Raw genomic sequence first — 14697 nt, 5'->3', positions numbered from 1 at the left:
CCCCGTCCCGCCCGGGACGGGGGCGCCGCTACTCCTCGTGCTTCGCGCGGCTCGGCTGCACCCGCTTCGGCTCCCCCGGCATCTTCGGGTACTCCGGCGGATACGGCAGGTCTCCGAGGCCGTGGTCCCGCTCGTCCTGGTCGGCGAGGGCGAGGAGCGCCTCCAGCGAGTGCCGGTGCTCGTCCATGCCCGCGTGGACGTCGCCGACCTCGGCGAAGCGCCGCGGCATGGTGGCGAGGTCGAAGTCCTCGGGGCGCGCGTCCTCGACCTCGTCCCAGCGCAGGGGCGCCGACACGGGGGCGTGCGGGCGGGCGCGGAGCGAGTAGGCGGAGGCGATGGTGCGGTCCCTGGCCGTCTGGTTGTAGTCCACGAAGATCCGCTCCCCCCGCTCCTCCTTCCACCACGCCGTCGTGACGGCGTCCGGCATCCGCCGCTCCAGTTCCCGTCCGACGGCGATGGCCGACCTCCGCACCTGCGTGAAGGTCCAGCGCGGCTCGATGGGCACGAAGACGTGCAGCCCGCGCCCGCCGGACGTCTTGGGCCAGCCTTCGAGGCCCCCGAACTCGTCGAGCAACGCCCGCAGTTCATGGGCGGCGCGGACCGCGTCCGCGTAGTCGGTGCCGGGCTGCGGGTCGAGGTCGATGCGGAGTTCGTCGGGGTGGTCGAGGTCGTCGCCGCGCACGGGCCAGGGGTGGAAGGTGAGGGTGTTGTACTGGGCCGCCCAGATGACGGCGGCCACCTCCGTGGGGCACATCTCGTCGGCGGTGCGGCCGCTGGGGAAGGCGATGGTGGCGGTGGGGATCCAGTCGGGGTGGTTCTTCGGGGCACGCTTCTGGTAGAAGAACTCGCCGGCCGCCCCTTCCGGGTAGCGCTGCAGGGTGGTGGGGCGGTCGCGCAGGGCGCGCAGGATGCCGGGGCCGACGGCCACGAAGTACTCGGCGACGTCGAGCTTGGTGAAGCCGCGCTCCGGGAAGACCACCCGGTCCGGGCTGGAGAGACGCACCGTCCGCTCCCCCGTGTCGATGTCCACGGCCGCGCTCTTACCCTTGGCTGCACCCATGCGAGCCACGCTAAGCGGCAGGGACATTCGCCGCACATCGGGCGCCGCGCCCGCCGCGACGCGGGCCCTGGGGCCACCGCCCGGAGGTCTTTCGTCACCACCACTCGGGCCTTCCGGCGGGGAGTCCACGGAGCCGGGTGGCAAAGACTGAACCTCCGACCGAACCTACGGAACCGTAGGTTGTGGAGTTCGAGCAGCGAGGTGGCGCGGTATGCCGAAGGTCATGGTGGGCGGAGAACTGCCGGAGGTCATCCAGGGCGGAATGGGCGTCGGCGTCTCCGGCTGGCGGCTGGCCCGCGCCGTCAGCTCCGTCGGACAGCTCGGCGTCGTGTCGGGCACGGCACTCGACGCACTCCTGACCCGCCGCCTCCAGCTCGGCGACCCGGACGGCGACGTGCGCCGCGCCCTCGCGGCCTTCCCCGTACCGGAGTTGGCGTCCGCCGTCCTGGACCGTTTCTACGTAGAGGGCGGTGTCGCGGCGGGAGAGCGTTTCCGCGCGCAGCCGATGCTCCGGGTCGAGCACGGGGAGCAGGCCGAACTGCTCACGGTGCTCGGAAACTTCGTGGAGGTGTGGCTCGCCAAGGAGGGACACGAGGGCCCGGTCGGGATCAACTACCTGGAGAAGGTCCAACTGGGCCTCGCGCCCGGCATGTTCGGCGCGATGCTCGCAGGCGTGGACTACGTCCTGGTGGGCGCGGGCGTGCCGGGACACGTGCCCGAGCTGGCGCGGCGGCTCGCGCGGAGGGAGCAGGTGACCGTGCGGGTCCGGTTCGACGGCACCGAGGAGGACTACGAGCATCACTTCGACCCGGGGGCTCTGCTGGGGCGGACGGGGTTCGGGGTGGGTGCGGGGGCGAATGTGGGGGCAGGGGCGAATGTGGGTGCGGGTGCGGGTGCGGATGCATACAAGGGTGCGGGGGTGGATGCATACAAGGGGGCGGGGCGCGGCTGTCCTGCCCGGCCCCTGCCCCGCCCGGACGTGCTCGCCATCGTGTCGCTGCCGCTCCTGGCCTCGTACCTGGCCCGCGACGCGGCGACGGCGCCCGACGGATTCGTCATCGAGACGCATGGCGCGGGCGGCCACAGCGCTCCGCCCCGGGGCGCCCTGCGGCTCGACGCGCACGGAGAACCCGTCTACGGCCCGCGCGATCACCCCGACCTCGCGAAGATGGCGGGGATCGGCGTCCCCTTCTGGCTCGCCGGTGGCGCCGCCCACCCCGCACGGCTCGCGGCGGCGCGGGCCATGGGCGCGGCCGGAGTGCAGGTCGGCAGCGCGTTCGCGCTGTGCGAGGAGTCGGGCCTGGAGCCCGGGCTTCGCGAGGCGCTGCGGACGCGGGCACGCGCCGGGACGCTGCGGGTGCGCAACGACCCGATGGCGTCCCCCACGGGTTTCCCCTTCAAGGTCGCCGGGGTGCCGGGCACGCTGTCCGACCCCGCGGTCCGTGCGGCCCGGCGCCGCGTGTGCGACCTCGGCTACCTGCGCGTCCCCCACCGCACCGCCAAGGGCGCCGTCGGCTACCGCTGCCCCGCCGAGCCGGAGGCCGCCTACCGCCGCAAGGGCGGCGTCGACGACGCGGAGGGCCGCCTGTGCCTGTGCAACGGGCTGCTGGCCGCCGTCGGACTCGGCCAGCGCCACCCCGCCGGACGCGACGAGCCACCGGTCGTCACCCTGGGCCAGGACCTGGACTTCGTGGCGGACCTGAGCCCGGAGGGCGGTCCCTACCGGGCGGTCGAGGTGGTGGAGTGGCTGACGGGGAGGCACGCGGACCGGGCGCCGACACCGGCTCCGTGGCGACGCGGCACCCGCCCGCCCGAATGAGGTCCGAATGGGGGCCGATTTCGCAGGTGGTCCCGCCTTCGGCAGGATGGGGGCCATGACCGAGATCCGCACCCCCCGCCTCCTCCTGCGCCGCTGGCACGACGACGACCTCGCACCCATGGCGGACATCAATGCGGACCCGCGGGTCATGCACTGGGTCGAGGGCGGCCCCGTGCACGACCTGGACCGGACCGCCGAGGACATCGAGCGCTGGGAGGAGGAGTGGGACGACGAGGGCTTCGGGCTCTTCGCCGTCGAACTCCTCGCCTCCGGCGAGCTCATCGGCTTCACCGGCCTCTCCGTCCCCGAGTTCCTGCCCGAGGTCCTGCCGGCCGTCGCGATCAGCTGGCGGCTCGGCTCCCAGTTCTGGGGCCAGGGCTACGCGTCCGAGGCCGCGCAGGCCACCCTGGAGTTCGCCCTCCAGGACCGCGGCCTCGACCGCGTCATCAGCATCGACCGGATCGGCAACGAGACCTCCGCCAACGTCATCCGGAAGCTCGGCATGGTCCCGGACCGCGAGACCACCCACCCGGTGTCCGGCCACGCCCTGCACGTCCACTCCATCGACCTCACCGAGTACGAGGCCTGACGGGGAGCACGGTGGGCCCAGGGGTCAGTTCCAGAAGTAGGCCTCCATATTGGCCTGACCCCGGCCCGGCCGGACGGTCCAGTTCTCGTTGTTGCCCCAGCATCCCCCTGAGGAGTTGTAGAACGTCCAGCCCTGGTCGTCGTTGTTCCATACCGAGCGGGTGGCCTTGATGTGGCCCGGCTGGATGGTCTCCACGAGGTGGCAGGTGTGCCACTGCGGGTCGTGGTAGTCGAACCGGCGGCCCCGGTAGTTCGGCTCTGTGTAGAAACAGACGAGGTCGGGCGCGCAGTCCCGCGGGGCCGCGGCCGCCGTCGTCGGGGTGGGGGCGGCAGCCTGGGCGGCCGGTGCGACGGTGCCGAAGCCGGCGAGGAGGACGGTGATCGCCGTCCAGGCGAAGACACGCTTTCGGGTCATGGGTGAGGCCTCCGGTGTGCGGAGCGGCATGGTCGCCCGGCCTATGCCCGCCCGGTGGCCCGCACCCTGCCCGTGACGCTCGCCATCACCTGGACGAATGACTCTTTGGGGCAGGGGTCAACGCGAGTGAGTGAGTCGGGCACCCCTGCCGAACAGGCGGTCCGCCGGGGTGCCGCCTAGATTTGCCTCATGGATCTGCCGGTCATGCCGCCCGTGAAGCCCATGCTCGCCAAGCCCGTGAAGAAGATCCCGCCGGGCATGCAGTACGAGGCCAAGTGGGACGGGTTCCGCGCGATCGTGTTCCGTGACGGGGACGAGCTCGAACTCGGCAGCCGCACCGGCAAGCCCCTGACGCGCTACTTCCCCGAGCTGGTGGCCGCGCTGCGCGAACGGCTGCCGGAGCGGTGCGTCATGGACGGCGAGATCGTGATCGCCAAGGACGGGCGCCTCGACTTCGACGCACTCTCGGAGCGCATCCACCCCGCCGCGTCCCGCGTCGCCACGCTCGCCGAGCGCACCCCCGCCTCCTTCGTGGCGTTCGACCTGCTCGCGCTGGCGGACGAGGCGCTGCTCGACGTACCCCTGTCCGACCGGCGCGCCCTGCTGGCGAAGGCCCTCTCCGGCGTCACGGCGCCGGTACACCTGGCCCCGGCGACCACCGACCCCGATGTGGCACACGTCTGGTTCGAGCAGTTCGAGGGCGCGGGCCTCGACGGCGTCATCGCCAAACCCCTGGACCTGCGCTACCGCCAGAACGAGCGCCTCATGTTCAAGATCAAGCACGAGCGCACGGCGGACTGCGTGGTCGCGGGCTACCGCTTCCACAAGAGCGGGCCCGTCGTCGGCTCGCTGCTGCTCGGGCTGTACGACGACGGGGGCGCCCTGCAGCACGTGGGCGTGTGCGCGGCGTTCTCGATGCAGCGTCGCGCCGAGCTCATCGAGGAACTGGAGCCGCTGCGGATGGAGTCGGCGGCCGGTCACCCGTGGGCGTCCTGGACGGACGAGACGGCCCACGAGACGGCCCGTATGCCTGGCGCCCCGAGCCGCTGGTCGGGCAAGAAGGACCTGTCCTGGGTGCCGTTGCGGCCGGAGCGGGTCTGCGAGGTGGCGTACGACCACATGGAGAACGGGCAGCGCTTCCGCCACACGGCGGCCTTCCGCAGGTGGCGGGCGGACCGCACCCCGGAGAGCTGCACGTACGCCCAGCTGGAGCAGCCGGTGCGGCACGCGCTCGACGACGTGCTGGGCTCGACCGACTGACGGACCGGGCCTCATCGCCACGCCACACACCACTCCGATCACGCCAATGTTCTCTTCGGCTCCCCCGTCTCTTCCGCCCCTTGGGCCGTGACCGTAGGCTCCTGCGCCTGACACGTCAGTTACCGACGGTAATGGGGGCGGGGCATGGGGCACAGTCGTGCCGGAGCAAGCGCGGATGGAAACACGGACGGAAACACGGCGGGAAGTACGCGGCGGGGGTTCGTCGCGGGGGCCGCGGCGGTCGGCGGGGCGGCCGCGCTGGGAGTGGGAGCGGGGGCACCGCCCGCCGCGGCGGCCGCGCCGGGCGCCGCGGACGCACCGCGGGCGAAGCCGACCGTGGCGGTCCTCGGCGGCGGCGTCGCCGGACTCACCGCGGCCCACGAGCTGGCGGAGCGCGGCTTCGCGGTCACCGTCTACGAACGCAGGGCGCTCGGCGGCAAGGCCCGCAGCATGGACGTACCGGACAGCGCGAAGGGCAACCGCAAGCCGCTGCCCGGCGAGCACGGCTTCCGTTTCATCCCGGGCATCTACCACAACCTGCCGGACACGATGCGCCGCATCCCGTTCCCCGGTAACGCGAACGGCGTGTGGGACAACCTGATCGCGCCCCGCGAGATGTCGTTCGCGCGCACCGGCCGCGAGGACATCAGGATGCCGATCCCGTGGCCCGGCCACGAGCCGGAGAAGCTCACCCTGGACGACATCCGGCGGGCGCTCACCGCGCTGCTCGACACCGCGTTCAACCTGCCGGCCCACGAGGCCGCGTACTTCGTGAACCGCGCCCTCGTCTTCTTCACGAGCTGCGACGAACGCCGGGACGACGACTGGGAGTCGACGCCCTGGTGGGAGTTCACCCGCGCCGCGCGGATGTCCAAGGACTACCAGCGCATCCTGGTGATCGGCGTGACCCGCAACATCGTGGCGACCAAGGCCGAGGAGGCCAGCACCCGCACCGTCGGCACGCTCGGCGAGGCCTTCGTCCTCAACGCGCTCGGGCAGGGCGCGGACGGCCCGCCCGACCGCATCCTGAACGCGCCGACCAACGAGGCGTGGATCGACCCCTGGGTCACCCACCTGAAGTCGCTGGGCGTGGCGTTCCGCATCGGCTGGACCGTGCGTGAGCTGGGCTTCGGCGGCGGCCGCATCACGAAGACCGTCGTCGAGGACCCCGACGGCGTACGACGTGACATCACCGCCGACCACTACGTGCAGGCCATGCCGGTGGAGCACGCGCGCCGCACGTGGAGCGCGGCGCTCAAGGCGGCCGACCCGCAGCTGGCTCGCTGCGACAAGCTGGAGACGGACTGGATGACGGGCATCCAGTTCTATCTGACGGAGCGCCCGGCCGTCGTGAAGGGCCACTTCAACCTCATCGACTCGCCGTGGTCCCTGACCGGCATCGCCCAGGCGGGGCACTGGCCCGATCGGGACTTCCCCGCCGACTACGGCGACGGCGTCGCGGTCGAGTGCCTGTCGGTCGACATCTCCGAATGGGACAAGCCGGGGATCCTGTACGGCAAGACCGCCAAGCAGTGCACCCGCGACGAGGTGGCGAAGGAGGTGTGGGCGCAGCTCAAGGCCGCCCTCAACGACACCGGCAAGACGGTCCTCAGCGACAGCAAGCTGCACTCGTGGTTCCTCGACCCGGGCGTCGACGGCCTCGGCACGCCGAACCCCACCAACGAGGACCAGCTCCTCATCCACCCCGTGGGCACCTTCCACAACCGACCGTCGGCCGCGACGAAGATCCCGAACCTCTTCCTCTCCGGCGACTACGTCTCCGTGGACATCGACCTCGCGACGATGGAGGGCGCCAACGCGTCGGCCCGCCAGGCCGTCAACGCCCTGCTCGAACAGGCGGGTTCGGGGCACGAACCGTGCACGGTGACGCCGTTGTACCGCGTCCCGGCGATCGAGGCCCTCAAGCGCGTCGACCGCACCCGTTACCGGCTCGGTCTGCGCAACGCCCTCGATCTGGGCTGAGAGGCTGTCTTCGAGGGGCTGCGGTTATGGCCGCGTTCGGGGTAGGACTTCCCCATGAGACGGCGGACGCGTACAAGGGCCTGGACCGGAACCGGGGCGGTGGCGGTCGTCGTCGCCGCCCTGGTGTCGGGCTGCACGATCGAGCCCGCAGACGGAAAGCATGCGTCGGGGAAGGGCGGCGACGTGCTCGCCGTGAAGATCGACAACGTCGCCCCGGCACGCCCGCAGACCGGCCTGGACGCCGCGGACGTCGTCTACGTGGAGCAGGTGGAGGCGGGCCTCAGCCGCCTCATGGCGGTCTACGCCTCCCATCTGCCGCCCGCCATCGGCCCCGTGCGCAGCGCACGCGAGACGGACCTCGAACTCCTGCGCCAGTTCGACCGCCCCGCCCTCGCGTTCTCCGGGGCACAGTCCAAGCTCCTGCCCCTGATCGCCGCCGCGCCCGTACGAGCCCTGCCGCCGGGCAGGGCTCCCGGCAGCGCGTACTACCGGGGCGGCGGAAAGCCCGCGCCGCACAACCTCTTCGTACGCCCGGACGCCCTCAAGGTGGACCCTCGGGAGGGTGCCCTGGCCGACGCGGGGTTCCGGTTCGGGCCGCGCCCGAACGGCGGCACACCCCAGACGCGGCGGACGGTCCGCTTCCCCGCGGCGCGCTTCACCTTCGACTGGGTGGAGTACGAGGGGCGCTGGCGCGTCGCGATGGACGGCACGCGGGCGCGGACGTCCGGCGGCAAAGAGCTGGGCCCGTCGACGGTCGTCGTGCAGTACGTGAAGGTGCGGCCGTCGCGCTTCCACGACCGCGCGGGCAGCGTCTCGCCGTTCACCGAGACGGTCGGCGAGGGTACGGCGAGCGTGCTGCGGGACGGGCGTGCCTACAAGGCGCGGTGGAAGCGTGCGACGGCCGGGGACGGCACGGAGTTCACGACGGCCGACGGGAAGCGACTGCCGTTCGCGAAGGGGCAGGTGTGGGTCGTGTACGCGAAGGCGTGAGCGCGGCGGCGGGGTCGCGCAGGCTCTCCGCCGCGTCCGCGACCCGCTGGATCAGGTCGAGGAAGACGGACTGCTCCTCGGTGGAGAGCGGGGCGAGCAGGACCTGGTTCATGCGGGCGGTCCGCACGGTCAGCGCGCGGTGTGTGCGCCGCCCTTCGTCGGTGACGCGCGGCAGGCAGCGCCGGCCGTCCCGCGGATCACGCACCTTGGCCAGCAGCTCCCGCCGGATCAGCCGGGCGACGACCTCGGCGATGGTGGACCGGTCGAGGCCCACCCGCTCCCCCACCGTGCGCTGATCGAGGCCGGGTTCGGCGACGAGGGCGTTGAGGACGGCGTACTGCGGCGACGTGATCTCCTCGGACACCATCGCGTTCCACATGAGGTGGTGCGCCTGCTGGAGCCGCCGGGCCAGATGCCCGGGGTGGGTGGCGAGGTCCACGGCCTTCATGGGCAACCCTTCCATCCGTCGGTGCACGGAACGATACCGCCTCGTCCACCTACCTCAACTCAGCCCTCTTGCAGCACAGTTGCACCCGGCCTATCCTCGCCGGAATGGTCAGTGCCCTGAGCATCGTGGGATACGGAGGCCTCGCGGATGGACAAGGTCGTGGCCACGGCTGCCGAGGCGGTGGCCGACGTCCGGGACGGGGTGTCGGTCGCGGTCGGCGGCTTCGGGCTCAGCGGCGTGCCGAACGAGCTGATCCGCGCGCTGCACGCGTCGGGCGTCTCCGACCTGCACATCGTGTCCAACAACTGCGGCGCGCTCGACTCGGGCCTCACGGTGCTCCTCGCGGCGGGCCGCATCGCCCGCGTGACCGGCTCCTACATCGGCGCCAACAAGGAGTTCGCACGGCAGTACCTCGGCGGTGAGCTGGAGGTCGAGATGATTCCGCAGGGCACGCTCGCCGAGCGGCTGCGCGCGGGCGGCGCGGGCATCCCGGCGTTCTACACGCCGGCCGGGGTGGGCACCCAGGTCGCCGACGGCGGGCTACCGCTGCGCCACGACGCGCACGGCGGGGTGGCGCTCGCGTCACCGGCCAAGGAGGTGCGGGAGTTCGACGGCACGCCTTACGTCCTGGAGCACGCGATCCGCACCGACTTCGCGCTGGTCCGCGCGGCGAAGGGCGACCGGCACGGCAACCTCGTCTTCCGCAGGTCCGCCCGCAATTTCAACCCACTGGCGGCGATGGCCGGACGCGTGACGGTCGCGGAGGTCGAGGAGCTGGTGGAGCCGGGCGGCATCGACCCGGACGCCGTGCACCTGCCGGGGATCTTCGTACACCGGGTGGTGCCGCTCACTCCCGAGCAGGCGGCGGAGAAGCGGATCGAGAAGCGGACGGTACGCGGCTGATGGCGTGGACCCGGGAGGAGATGGCCGCCCGCGCCGCGCGCGAACTCCACGACGGGCAGTACGTGAACCTCGGCATCGGCCTGCCCACGCTGATCCCCAACCATCTGCCACCGGGCGTCGAAGTCATCCTGGAGTCGGAGAACGGCATCCTCGGTGTGGGGCCCTACCCCGCCGAGGAAGAGGTCGACGCCGACCTGATCAACGCGGGCAAGGAGACCGTGACGGCGCTGCCCGGCGCCTCCTTCTTCGACTCGGCGCTCTCCTTCGGGATGATCCGCGGCGGGCACATCGACGTCGCCGTCCTGGGCGCGATGCAGGTCTCCGCGCGCGGGGACCTCGCCAACTGGGCGGTACCCGGCAGGATGATCACCGGGATCGGCGGGGCGATGGACCTCGTGCACGGCGCGCGTACGGTCATCGTCGTCATGACGCACACGGCCAAGGACGGCTCCCCGAAGATCCTCGACGCGTGCACGCTGCCGCTCACCGGCAAGGCCTGCGTCGACCGGATCGTCACCGACCTCGGCGTCCTCGAAGTGACGGGGCGTGGCCTGGAGCTGGTGGAGACGGCGCCCGGGGTGACCGTCGGGGAGATCGTGTCGAGGACCGGGGCGGAGGTCCACGCGGCGCCGCGCCGACAGGCCGGAGAACGTCACTTCGTCGTACGGAGCCACAAGAGATGACCACCCTCACCGACACCGGGGCGGAGTTCGGACACCACCCGCCCCGCGACTACCCGCCGTACCGCAGCACCCGACTCCGCCACCCGAAGCAGCCGTTGATCCCGCTGCGCGACCCGGAGGCCGTGGAGCTGAGTGGTCCCGCCTTCGGAGCCACCGACGTCGCCGCCCTGGACAGCGACCTGACGCGGCAGCACGCGGGCGAGCCGCTGGGTGAGCGCGTCACCGTGAGCGGCCGGGTCCTCGACCGCCGGGGGCGGCCCGTACGCGGCCAGCTCGTCGAACTGTGGCAGGCCAACGCCTCGGGCCGGTACGCGCACCAGCTGGACCGGCATCCGGCGCCGCTCGACCCGAACTTCACGGGCTTCGGCCGCTGTCTGACCGATGACGACGGCGCGTACTCCTTCACGACCGTCAAGCCGGGCGCCTACCCCTGGCGCAACCACACCAACGCGTGGCGTCCGGCCCATCTCCACTTCTCGCTCTTCGGCACGGCGTTCGCCCAGCGTCTGGTCACGCAGATGTACTTCCCCGGCGACCCGCTCCTCCCGTACGACCCGATACTGCGCTCGGTGAGCGACGAGTCGGCGCGGCAGCGGCTCGTCTGCGCGTACGACCACGAGCTGTCCGTCCCCGAGTGGTCGCTCGGCCATCGCTGGGACATCGTCCTGGACGGCCCGTCCGCGACGTTCTTCGAGGAGGACGACTAGTGGTGCCCGCTCCCGATCCGTCGTACGCCCCCACGCCCTCCCAGACGGTCGGCCCCTACTACGGCCACGCGCTGCCCTTCCCGCGCGGCGGCGACGTGGCTCCCGCCGGGGACCCGGAGACGATCACGCTGCACGGTTACGTGCTCGACGGCGAGGGGCAGCCCGTGCCCGACGCCCTGATCGAGACCTGGCAGCCCGGACCCGACGGCTCACGCGCCGGTGTTCCCGGCTCGCTGCGGCACGACCCGGTGACGGGACGGGCCGTCGGGCGCGACGGGGTCGCGTTCACCGGGTTCGGGCGGGTCCCGACCGACGCGGACGGGCACTGGGCCGTGCGGACGCTGCCGCCGGGCGGCGTCTCGTACATCTCGCTCGCCGTCTTCGCACGCGGACTACTGCACCACCTGTACACGCGGGCCTACGTGGTGGACGAGCCCGGCGACGCGCTGCTCGGCTCGCTCGACGCGGAGCGGCGCGCCACGTTGGTCGCCCGGAGCGAGGCGCCGCGGACGTACCGGTTCGACATCCGCCTCCAAGGAGACGGCGAAACCGTCTTCCTGGAGTTCCCGACGGTGCCCGCATGAGTGACCTGTTCTCTCCGGGCTCCGTCGGTTCACCGACGGCCGACGCGACGTCCGACCGGGCCTTCCTCGAAGCGCTCCTGGCCGCCGAGTCCGCGTTGGTGCGCGCGCGAGCCGTGGTGGGGCTGACCCCCGCGGACGCGGCGGCGGCCGTGACGGAAGTCGCGGCGGACGTCGGCCGGTTCGACGTGCAGGACATCGCGTCGCGCGCGCGGGAGGGCGGGAATCCGGTGATCCCGCTGGTTTCGGCGCTGAGGTCGGCGGTGCCCGCCGAGGCGGCCGCCCACGTGCACCGGGGGGCGACCAGCCAGGACATCCTGGACTCGGCGTTGATGCTGCTGTCCGCGCGGACGCTGGACCTGATCCTGACGGATCTGGCCCGCACGGAGCGTGCGCTGGCCCGCCTTGCCTCGGCGCACCGGGACACGGTCATGCCGGGCCGCACGCTCACGCAGCACGCGGTCCCGACGACGTTCGGCCTGAAGGCGGCGGGGTGGCGCTCCCTTGTCCTCGACGCGCGGGACCGTCTGATCGACGTGCGCGCGGGTCTGCCGGTCCAGTTGGGCGGTGCGGCAGGCACATTGGCGTCGTTCCGGACGGAGGGCGGGTGCGGACGCGCGGGCGAGGCGCTCACGTCGGCCTTCGCGGGTGAACTGGCGCTGTGCGCGCCCGCACTCCCGTGGCACACCCTCCGCACGCCTGTCGCCGATCTCGCCTCCGCCCTCGCGCTCACCGCGGGTGCGCACGGCAAGATGGCTGCCGACGTGCTCACCCTCTCCCGCACGGAGATCGCCGAACTCTCCGAACGCGAGGGCGGCGGCTCCTCCTCGATGCCGCACAAGGCCAACCCCGTACGCGCCACGCTCATCGCGGCCGCCGCCCGCCGGGCACCCGGCCTCGCGGCCACGCTGCACGCCTCCCTCGTCGCCGAGGACGAGCGCCCCGCGGGCGCCTGGCACGCCGAGTGGGAACCGCTGCGGGACCTGCTGCGGCTGACGGGCGGCGCGGCGAGGGACGGCGCGGAACTGGTCGAAGGCCTGCGCGTGCACACGGAGGCGATGCGCGAGAACCTCGCCCTCACGGGCGGGTTGCCCGCCTCGGAGCGGGCGACGACGGTACTCACGTCCGTACTCGGCAGCGCCGCCGCAGCGAAGGAACTGCTGACCGGCTCCGCGAGACGCGCCCGCGCCGAGGGCCGCCCGTTGGCCGCCGTCCTCGCCGAGGAACCGGCCTTGCGGGACTTCGACGTGACGGCGCTCATGGACCCGGCGCAGTACACGGGCTACGCGGGCGAACTCACGGACCGGGCATTGGAGCGACGTTGACCACCGGACTCAACGGCAAGCTGCCGCATCACACCGTCGAAGGCGGAGAGCGTGGAGAGGGCGGAGAAGGCAGAGGAGACGCAGAAGACGTTGTAGGCGTCGGTGCCGCCGTCCCGGTCCTCCTCGGGCCCGCCCTCGGGACCTCCACCGCCCTGTGGGACGGCGTCGCCCCCGGGCTCTCCGCCCGCCACCGGGTCGTGCGCTGGGACCTGCCGGGGCACGGACGCTCCCCCGCCGATCTGATCGGCCCCGGCGCGACGGTCGGTGACCTCGCGGGGCTCGTGCTCGCGCTCGCCGACTCGCTCGGCGTCGACCGCTTCGCGTACGCCGGTGTCTCGCTCGGCGGCGCCGTGGGGCTGCACCTCGCGGCGCGGCACCCGGAGCGCGTGGTGCGGCTCGCGGTGGTCTGTTCCTCGGCCCACTTCGGCGGGGACACGCCGTGGCGGGAACGGGCCGCGCTGGCGCGCCGCGAAGGGCTTGCCGGGCTCGCGGATTCCGCGCCCCGGCGCTGGTTCACGCCCGGGTTCGCCGTGCCCCGCCTCGTGGCGGACCTCCGGGCGGCCGACCCCGGCGCGTACGCCGCGTGCTGCGACGCCCTGGCCGCGTACGACATGCGCGGGTCGCTGGCGGCCGTCCGCGCGCCCACGCTGGTCGTCGCCGGGTGCGAGGACCCCGCGACGCCTCCTGCCCATGCGCGGGAGATCTCCGAGGGGGTGCCGGGCGCCACCCTGGTGGAGCTCGCGGGCGCGTCACACCTGGCGCCCGCGGAACGCCCCGAGGCGGTCACGGAAGCGCTGCTCGCGCACTTCGCGGGTGGCCCCGGCCCGGGGGCGTCCGGAGCCGCCTAGGGCCTGTGTCGGGAGCCCCGTCGTCCGCCCGGAGGGCGGGCCCCGCGGCGTCATGGGGGCACCTCCCTGCTCGAGCGGAGCCGAGAGCTTGGGGGAGCGTGCGATCGCAAGGCGGAGGGTCGCCCCGATACTGGTTGTATCGGGGTGTCCCGACAACGCCGCGAGGGCGCGTGCCGGGCGTCGCGCGGCAGGCGGGACTGCCGACACAGGCCCTAGAGGCCCGCGCGGGCCAGGAAGAGGCTCCGCAGGTGGGCCAGGCTGCGGTCCGCCAGGGGACGCAGGGCCGGGGCGGCGGCGCGGGCGGCGGAACGCAGGCGGTCGACGGCGTGGGGGCCGAGCGCCTCCGTCGCCTCGGTGGCGAAGGACGGCTCGGCGAGCCAGTCGTCCAGGAGGCCGGGCGTGACCTCCAGGTGGAACTGGAGCCCCCATGCCGCGGGTCCGGCCCGGAACGCCTGGCAGTCGGTGGTGTCGGTGCGGGCGAGCACCTGGCCCCCGGGGCCTGGCACGATACGGTCCCCGTGCCAGTGGAGCACGGCGGGCGCGTCGGCCAGCGGGCCGAGGACGGGGTCGTCGCGGTCGACGTCGCGCAGCGGGGACCAGCCGATCTCACTGTCGTGGCCGAGCTCGGCGCCGGTCCTGACGGACAGGCCGAGGGCGCGGGCGAGGAGCTGGGCCCCGAGGCACACGCCCAGCGTCGGAACCCCGGCGCGTACCGCGTCGACCAGCAGGTCCCGTTCCAGCTTCAGCGCCGGGTGGCCCGACAGATCGTCGGCGTTCATGGGGCCGCCCATGACGACCAGGCCCGCAAGGTCGTCGACGTCCGGCAGATCGTCCGCCGACGCCCCGGGAACGTCGAGGAGCATCCGTACGTCGACGTCGAGACCGCTGCCGTCCAGCGCGTCCAGGATGAGGCCGGGCTTCTCGACCTCGACGTGCTGGAGGATGAGGACGGTGCGGGCGGGCATGGGGCGATCTCCTGAGGCGGGCGCGTAGACGTGGGAGGCGCTGTGCGCGATGGGGGGGGTGGGCCTCGGGATCAGCTCGATCAAGGCCCGTGACAGCTTAACGCGCCTGGTCAGCCAGCCTT

The 14697-nt window shown here is 73.0% G+C and carries 14 protein-coding genes and 1 pseudogene; 11 read left to right on the top strand and 4 right to left on the bottom strand.

The window, feature by feature from the left end:
- Positions 1–28 precede the first annotated feature (28 nt).
- The gene (ligD, locus tag NOO62_RS34215) at positions 29–1060 is read right to left on the bottom strand and encodes a non-homologous end-joining DNA ligase (protein WP_268774665.1); all 1032 of its coding nucleotides are present in this window, start codon (positions 1058–1060) and stop codon (positions 29–31) included.
- 211 nt (positions 1061–1271) lie between these two features.
- Between ligD and NOO62_RS34210 the strand changes: the two genes are divergently transcribed.
- A complete protein-coding gene (locus NOO62_RS34210; protein WP_268774664.1) occupies positions 1272–2879 on the top strand; it encodes a nitronate monooxygenase in 1608 nt (535 codons plus the stop codon).
- Between the two features lie 55 nt (positions 2880–2934).
- Entirely contained in the window at positions 2935–3468 is a 534-nt protein-coding gene (locus tag NOO62_RS34205; protein WP_268774663.1) for a GNAT family N-acetyltransferase, read from the top strand.
- 24 nt (positions 3469–3492) lie between these two features.
- Here NOO62_RS34205 and NOO62_RS34200 read toward each other — a convergent pair whose 3' ends face one another.
- Complete coding sequence (locus NOO62_RS34200; RefSeq protein WP_268774662.1) at positions 3493–3882, bottom strand: peptidase inhibitor family I36 protein; 390 nt, start codon at positions 3880–3882, stop codon at positions 3493–3495.
- 189 nt (positions 3883–4071) lie between these two features.
- Here NOO62_RS34200 and NOO62_RS34195 point away from each other — a divergent pair, with 189 nt between their 5' ends.
- The 3 genes from NOO62_RS34195 to NOO62_RS34185 all read left to right on the top strand — a co-directional run bounded on the left by NOO62_RS34195 (position 4072) and on the right by NOO62_RS34185 (position 8115).
- The gene (locus NOO62_RS34195; RefSeq protein WP_268774661.1) at positions 4072–5142 is read left to right on the top strand and encodes an ATP-dependent DNA ligase; all 1071 of its coding nucleotides are present in this window, start codon (positions 4072–4074) and stop codon (positions 5140–5142) included.
- 144 nt (positions 5143–5286) lie between these two features.
- The gene (locus tag NOO62_RS34190; protein ID WP_268774660.1) at positions 5287–7125 is read left to right on the top strand and encodes an FAD-dependent oxidoreductase; all 1839 of its coding nucleotides are present in this window, start codon (positions 5287–5289) and stop codon (positions 7123–7125) included.
- A gap of 54 nt (positions 7126–7179) precedes the next feature.
- On the top strand, positions 7180–8115 hold the full coding sequence (locus NOO62_RS34185) for a DUF3048 domain-containing protein (protein WP_268774659.1): 936 nt from the start codon (positions 7180–7182) through the stop codon (positions 8113–8115).
- On the opposite strand, the gene NOO62_RS34180 is transcribed toward NOO62_RS34185, so the two are convergent.
- The gene (locus NOO62_RS34180; RefSeq protein ID WP_268774658.1) at positions 8045–8563 is read right to left on the bottom strand and encodes a MarR family winged helix-turn-helix transcriptional regulator; all 519 of its coding nucleotides are present in this window, start codon (positions 8561–8563) and stop codon (positions 8045–8047) included. The genes NOO62_RS34185 and NOO62_RS34180 overlap by 71 nt on opposite strands.
- Before the next feature lie 147 nt (positions 8564–8710).
- Between NOO62_RS34180 and NOO62_RS34175 the strand changes: the two genes are divergently transcribed.
- From NOO62_RS34175 to NOO62_RS34150, 6 genes and pseudogenes are all read left to right on the top strand, one after another.
- Positions 8711–9466 carry a CoA transferase subunit A gene (locus NOO62_RS34175; protein WP_268774657.1) on the top strand — a complete coding sequence of 252 codons (756 nt, stop codon included), beginning with the start codon at positions 8711–8713 and terminating at the stop codon, positions 9464–9466.
- Complete coding sequence (locus NOO62_RS34170; RefSeq protein WP_268774656.1) at positions 9466–10149, top strand: CoA transferase subunit B; 684 nt, start codon at positions 9466–9468, stop codon at positions 10147–10149. Before NOO62_RS34175 ends, NOO62_RS34170 begins: the two co-directional genes overlap by 1 nt.
- Positions 10146–10856, top strand: a complete 711-nt coding sequence (gene pcaH / locus NOO62_RS34165; RefSeq protein ID WP_268774655.1) for a protocatechuate 3,4-dioxygenase subunit beta — start codon at positions 10146–10148, stop codon at positions 10854–10856. The genes NOO62_RS34170 and pcaH overlap by 4 nt, the downstream gene beginning before the upstream one ends.
- Positions 10857–10858: 2 nt before the next feature.
- Complete coding sequence (gene pcaG, locus NOO62_RS34160; protein WP_268774654.1) at positions 10859–11440, top strand: protocatechuate 3,4-dioxygenase subunit alpha; 582 nt, start codon at positions 10859–10861, stop codon at positions 11438–11440.
- Positions 11437–12762 (top strand): 3-carboxy-cis,cis-muconate cycloisomerase, encoded by a 1326-nt coding sequence (gene pcaB, locus NOO62_RS34155; RefSeq protein WP_268774653.1) that lies wholly within the window; start codon positions 11437–11439, stop codon positions 12760–12762. The genes pcaG and pcaB overlap by 4 nt, the downstream gene beginning before the upstream one ends.
- Positions 12759–13592, top strand: a pseudogene (locus NOO62_RS34150) (alpha/beta fold hydrolase); the annotation flags it as partial. The gene pcaB and the pseudogene NOO62_RS34150, both read left to right, overlap by 4 nt.
- Positions 13593–13822: 230 nt before the next feature.
- Here NOO62_RS34150 and NOO62_RS34145 read toward each other — a convergent pair.
- A complete protein-coding gene (locus NOO62_RS34145) occupies positions 13823–14575 on the bottom strand; it encodes a type 1 glutamine amidotransferase (protein ID WP_268774652.1) in 753 nt (250 codons plus the stop codon).
- Positions 14576–14697 lie beyond the last annotated feature (122 nt).

Source organism: Streptomyces sp. Je 1-369 (genome assembly GCF_026810505.1).
Lineage (GTDB): Bacteria > Actinomycetota > Actinomycetes > Streptomycetales > Streptomycetaceae > Streptomyces.
The sequence above is the reverse complement of the archived record's forward strand: the minus strand, read 5'-3'. Positions and strand labels throughout refer to the sequence as shown.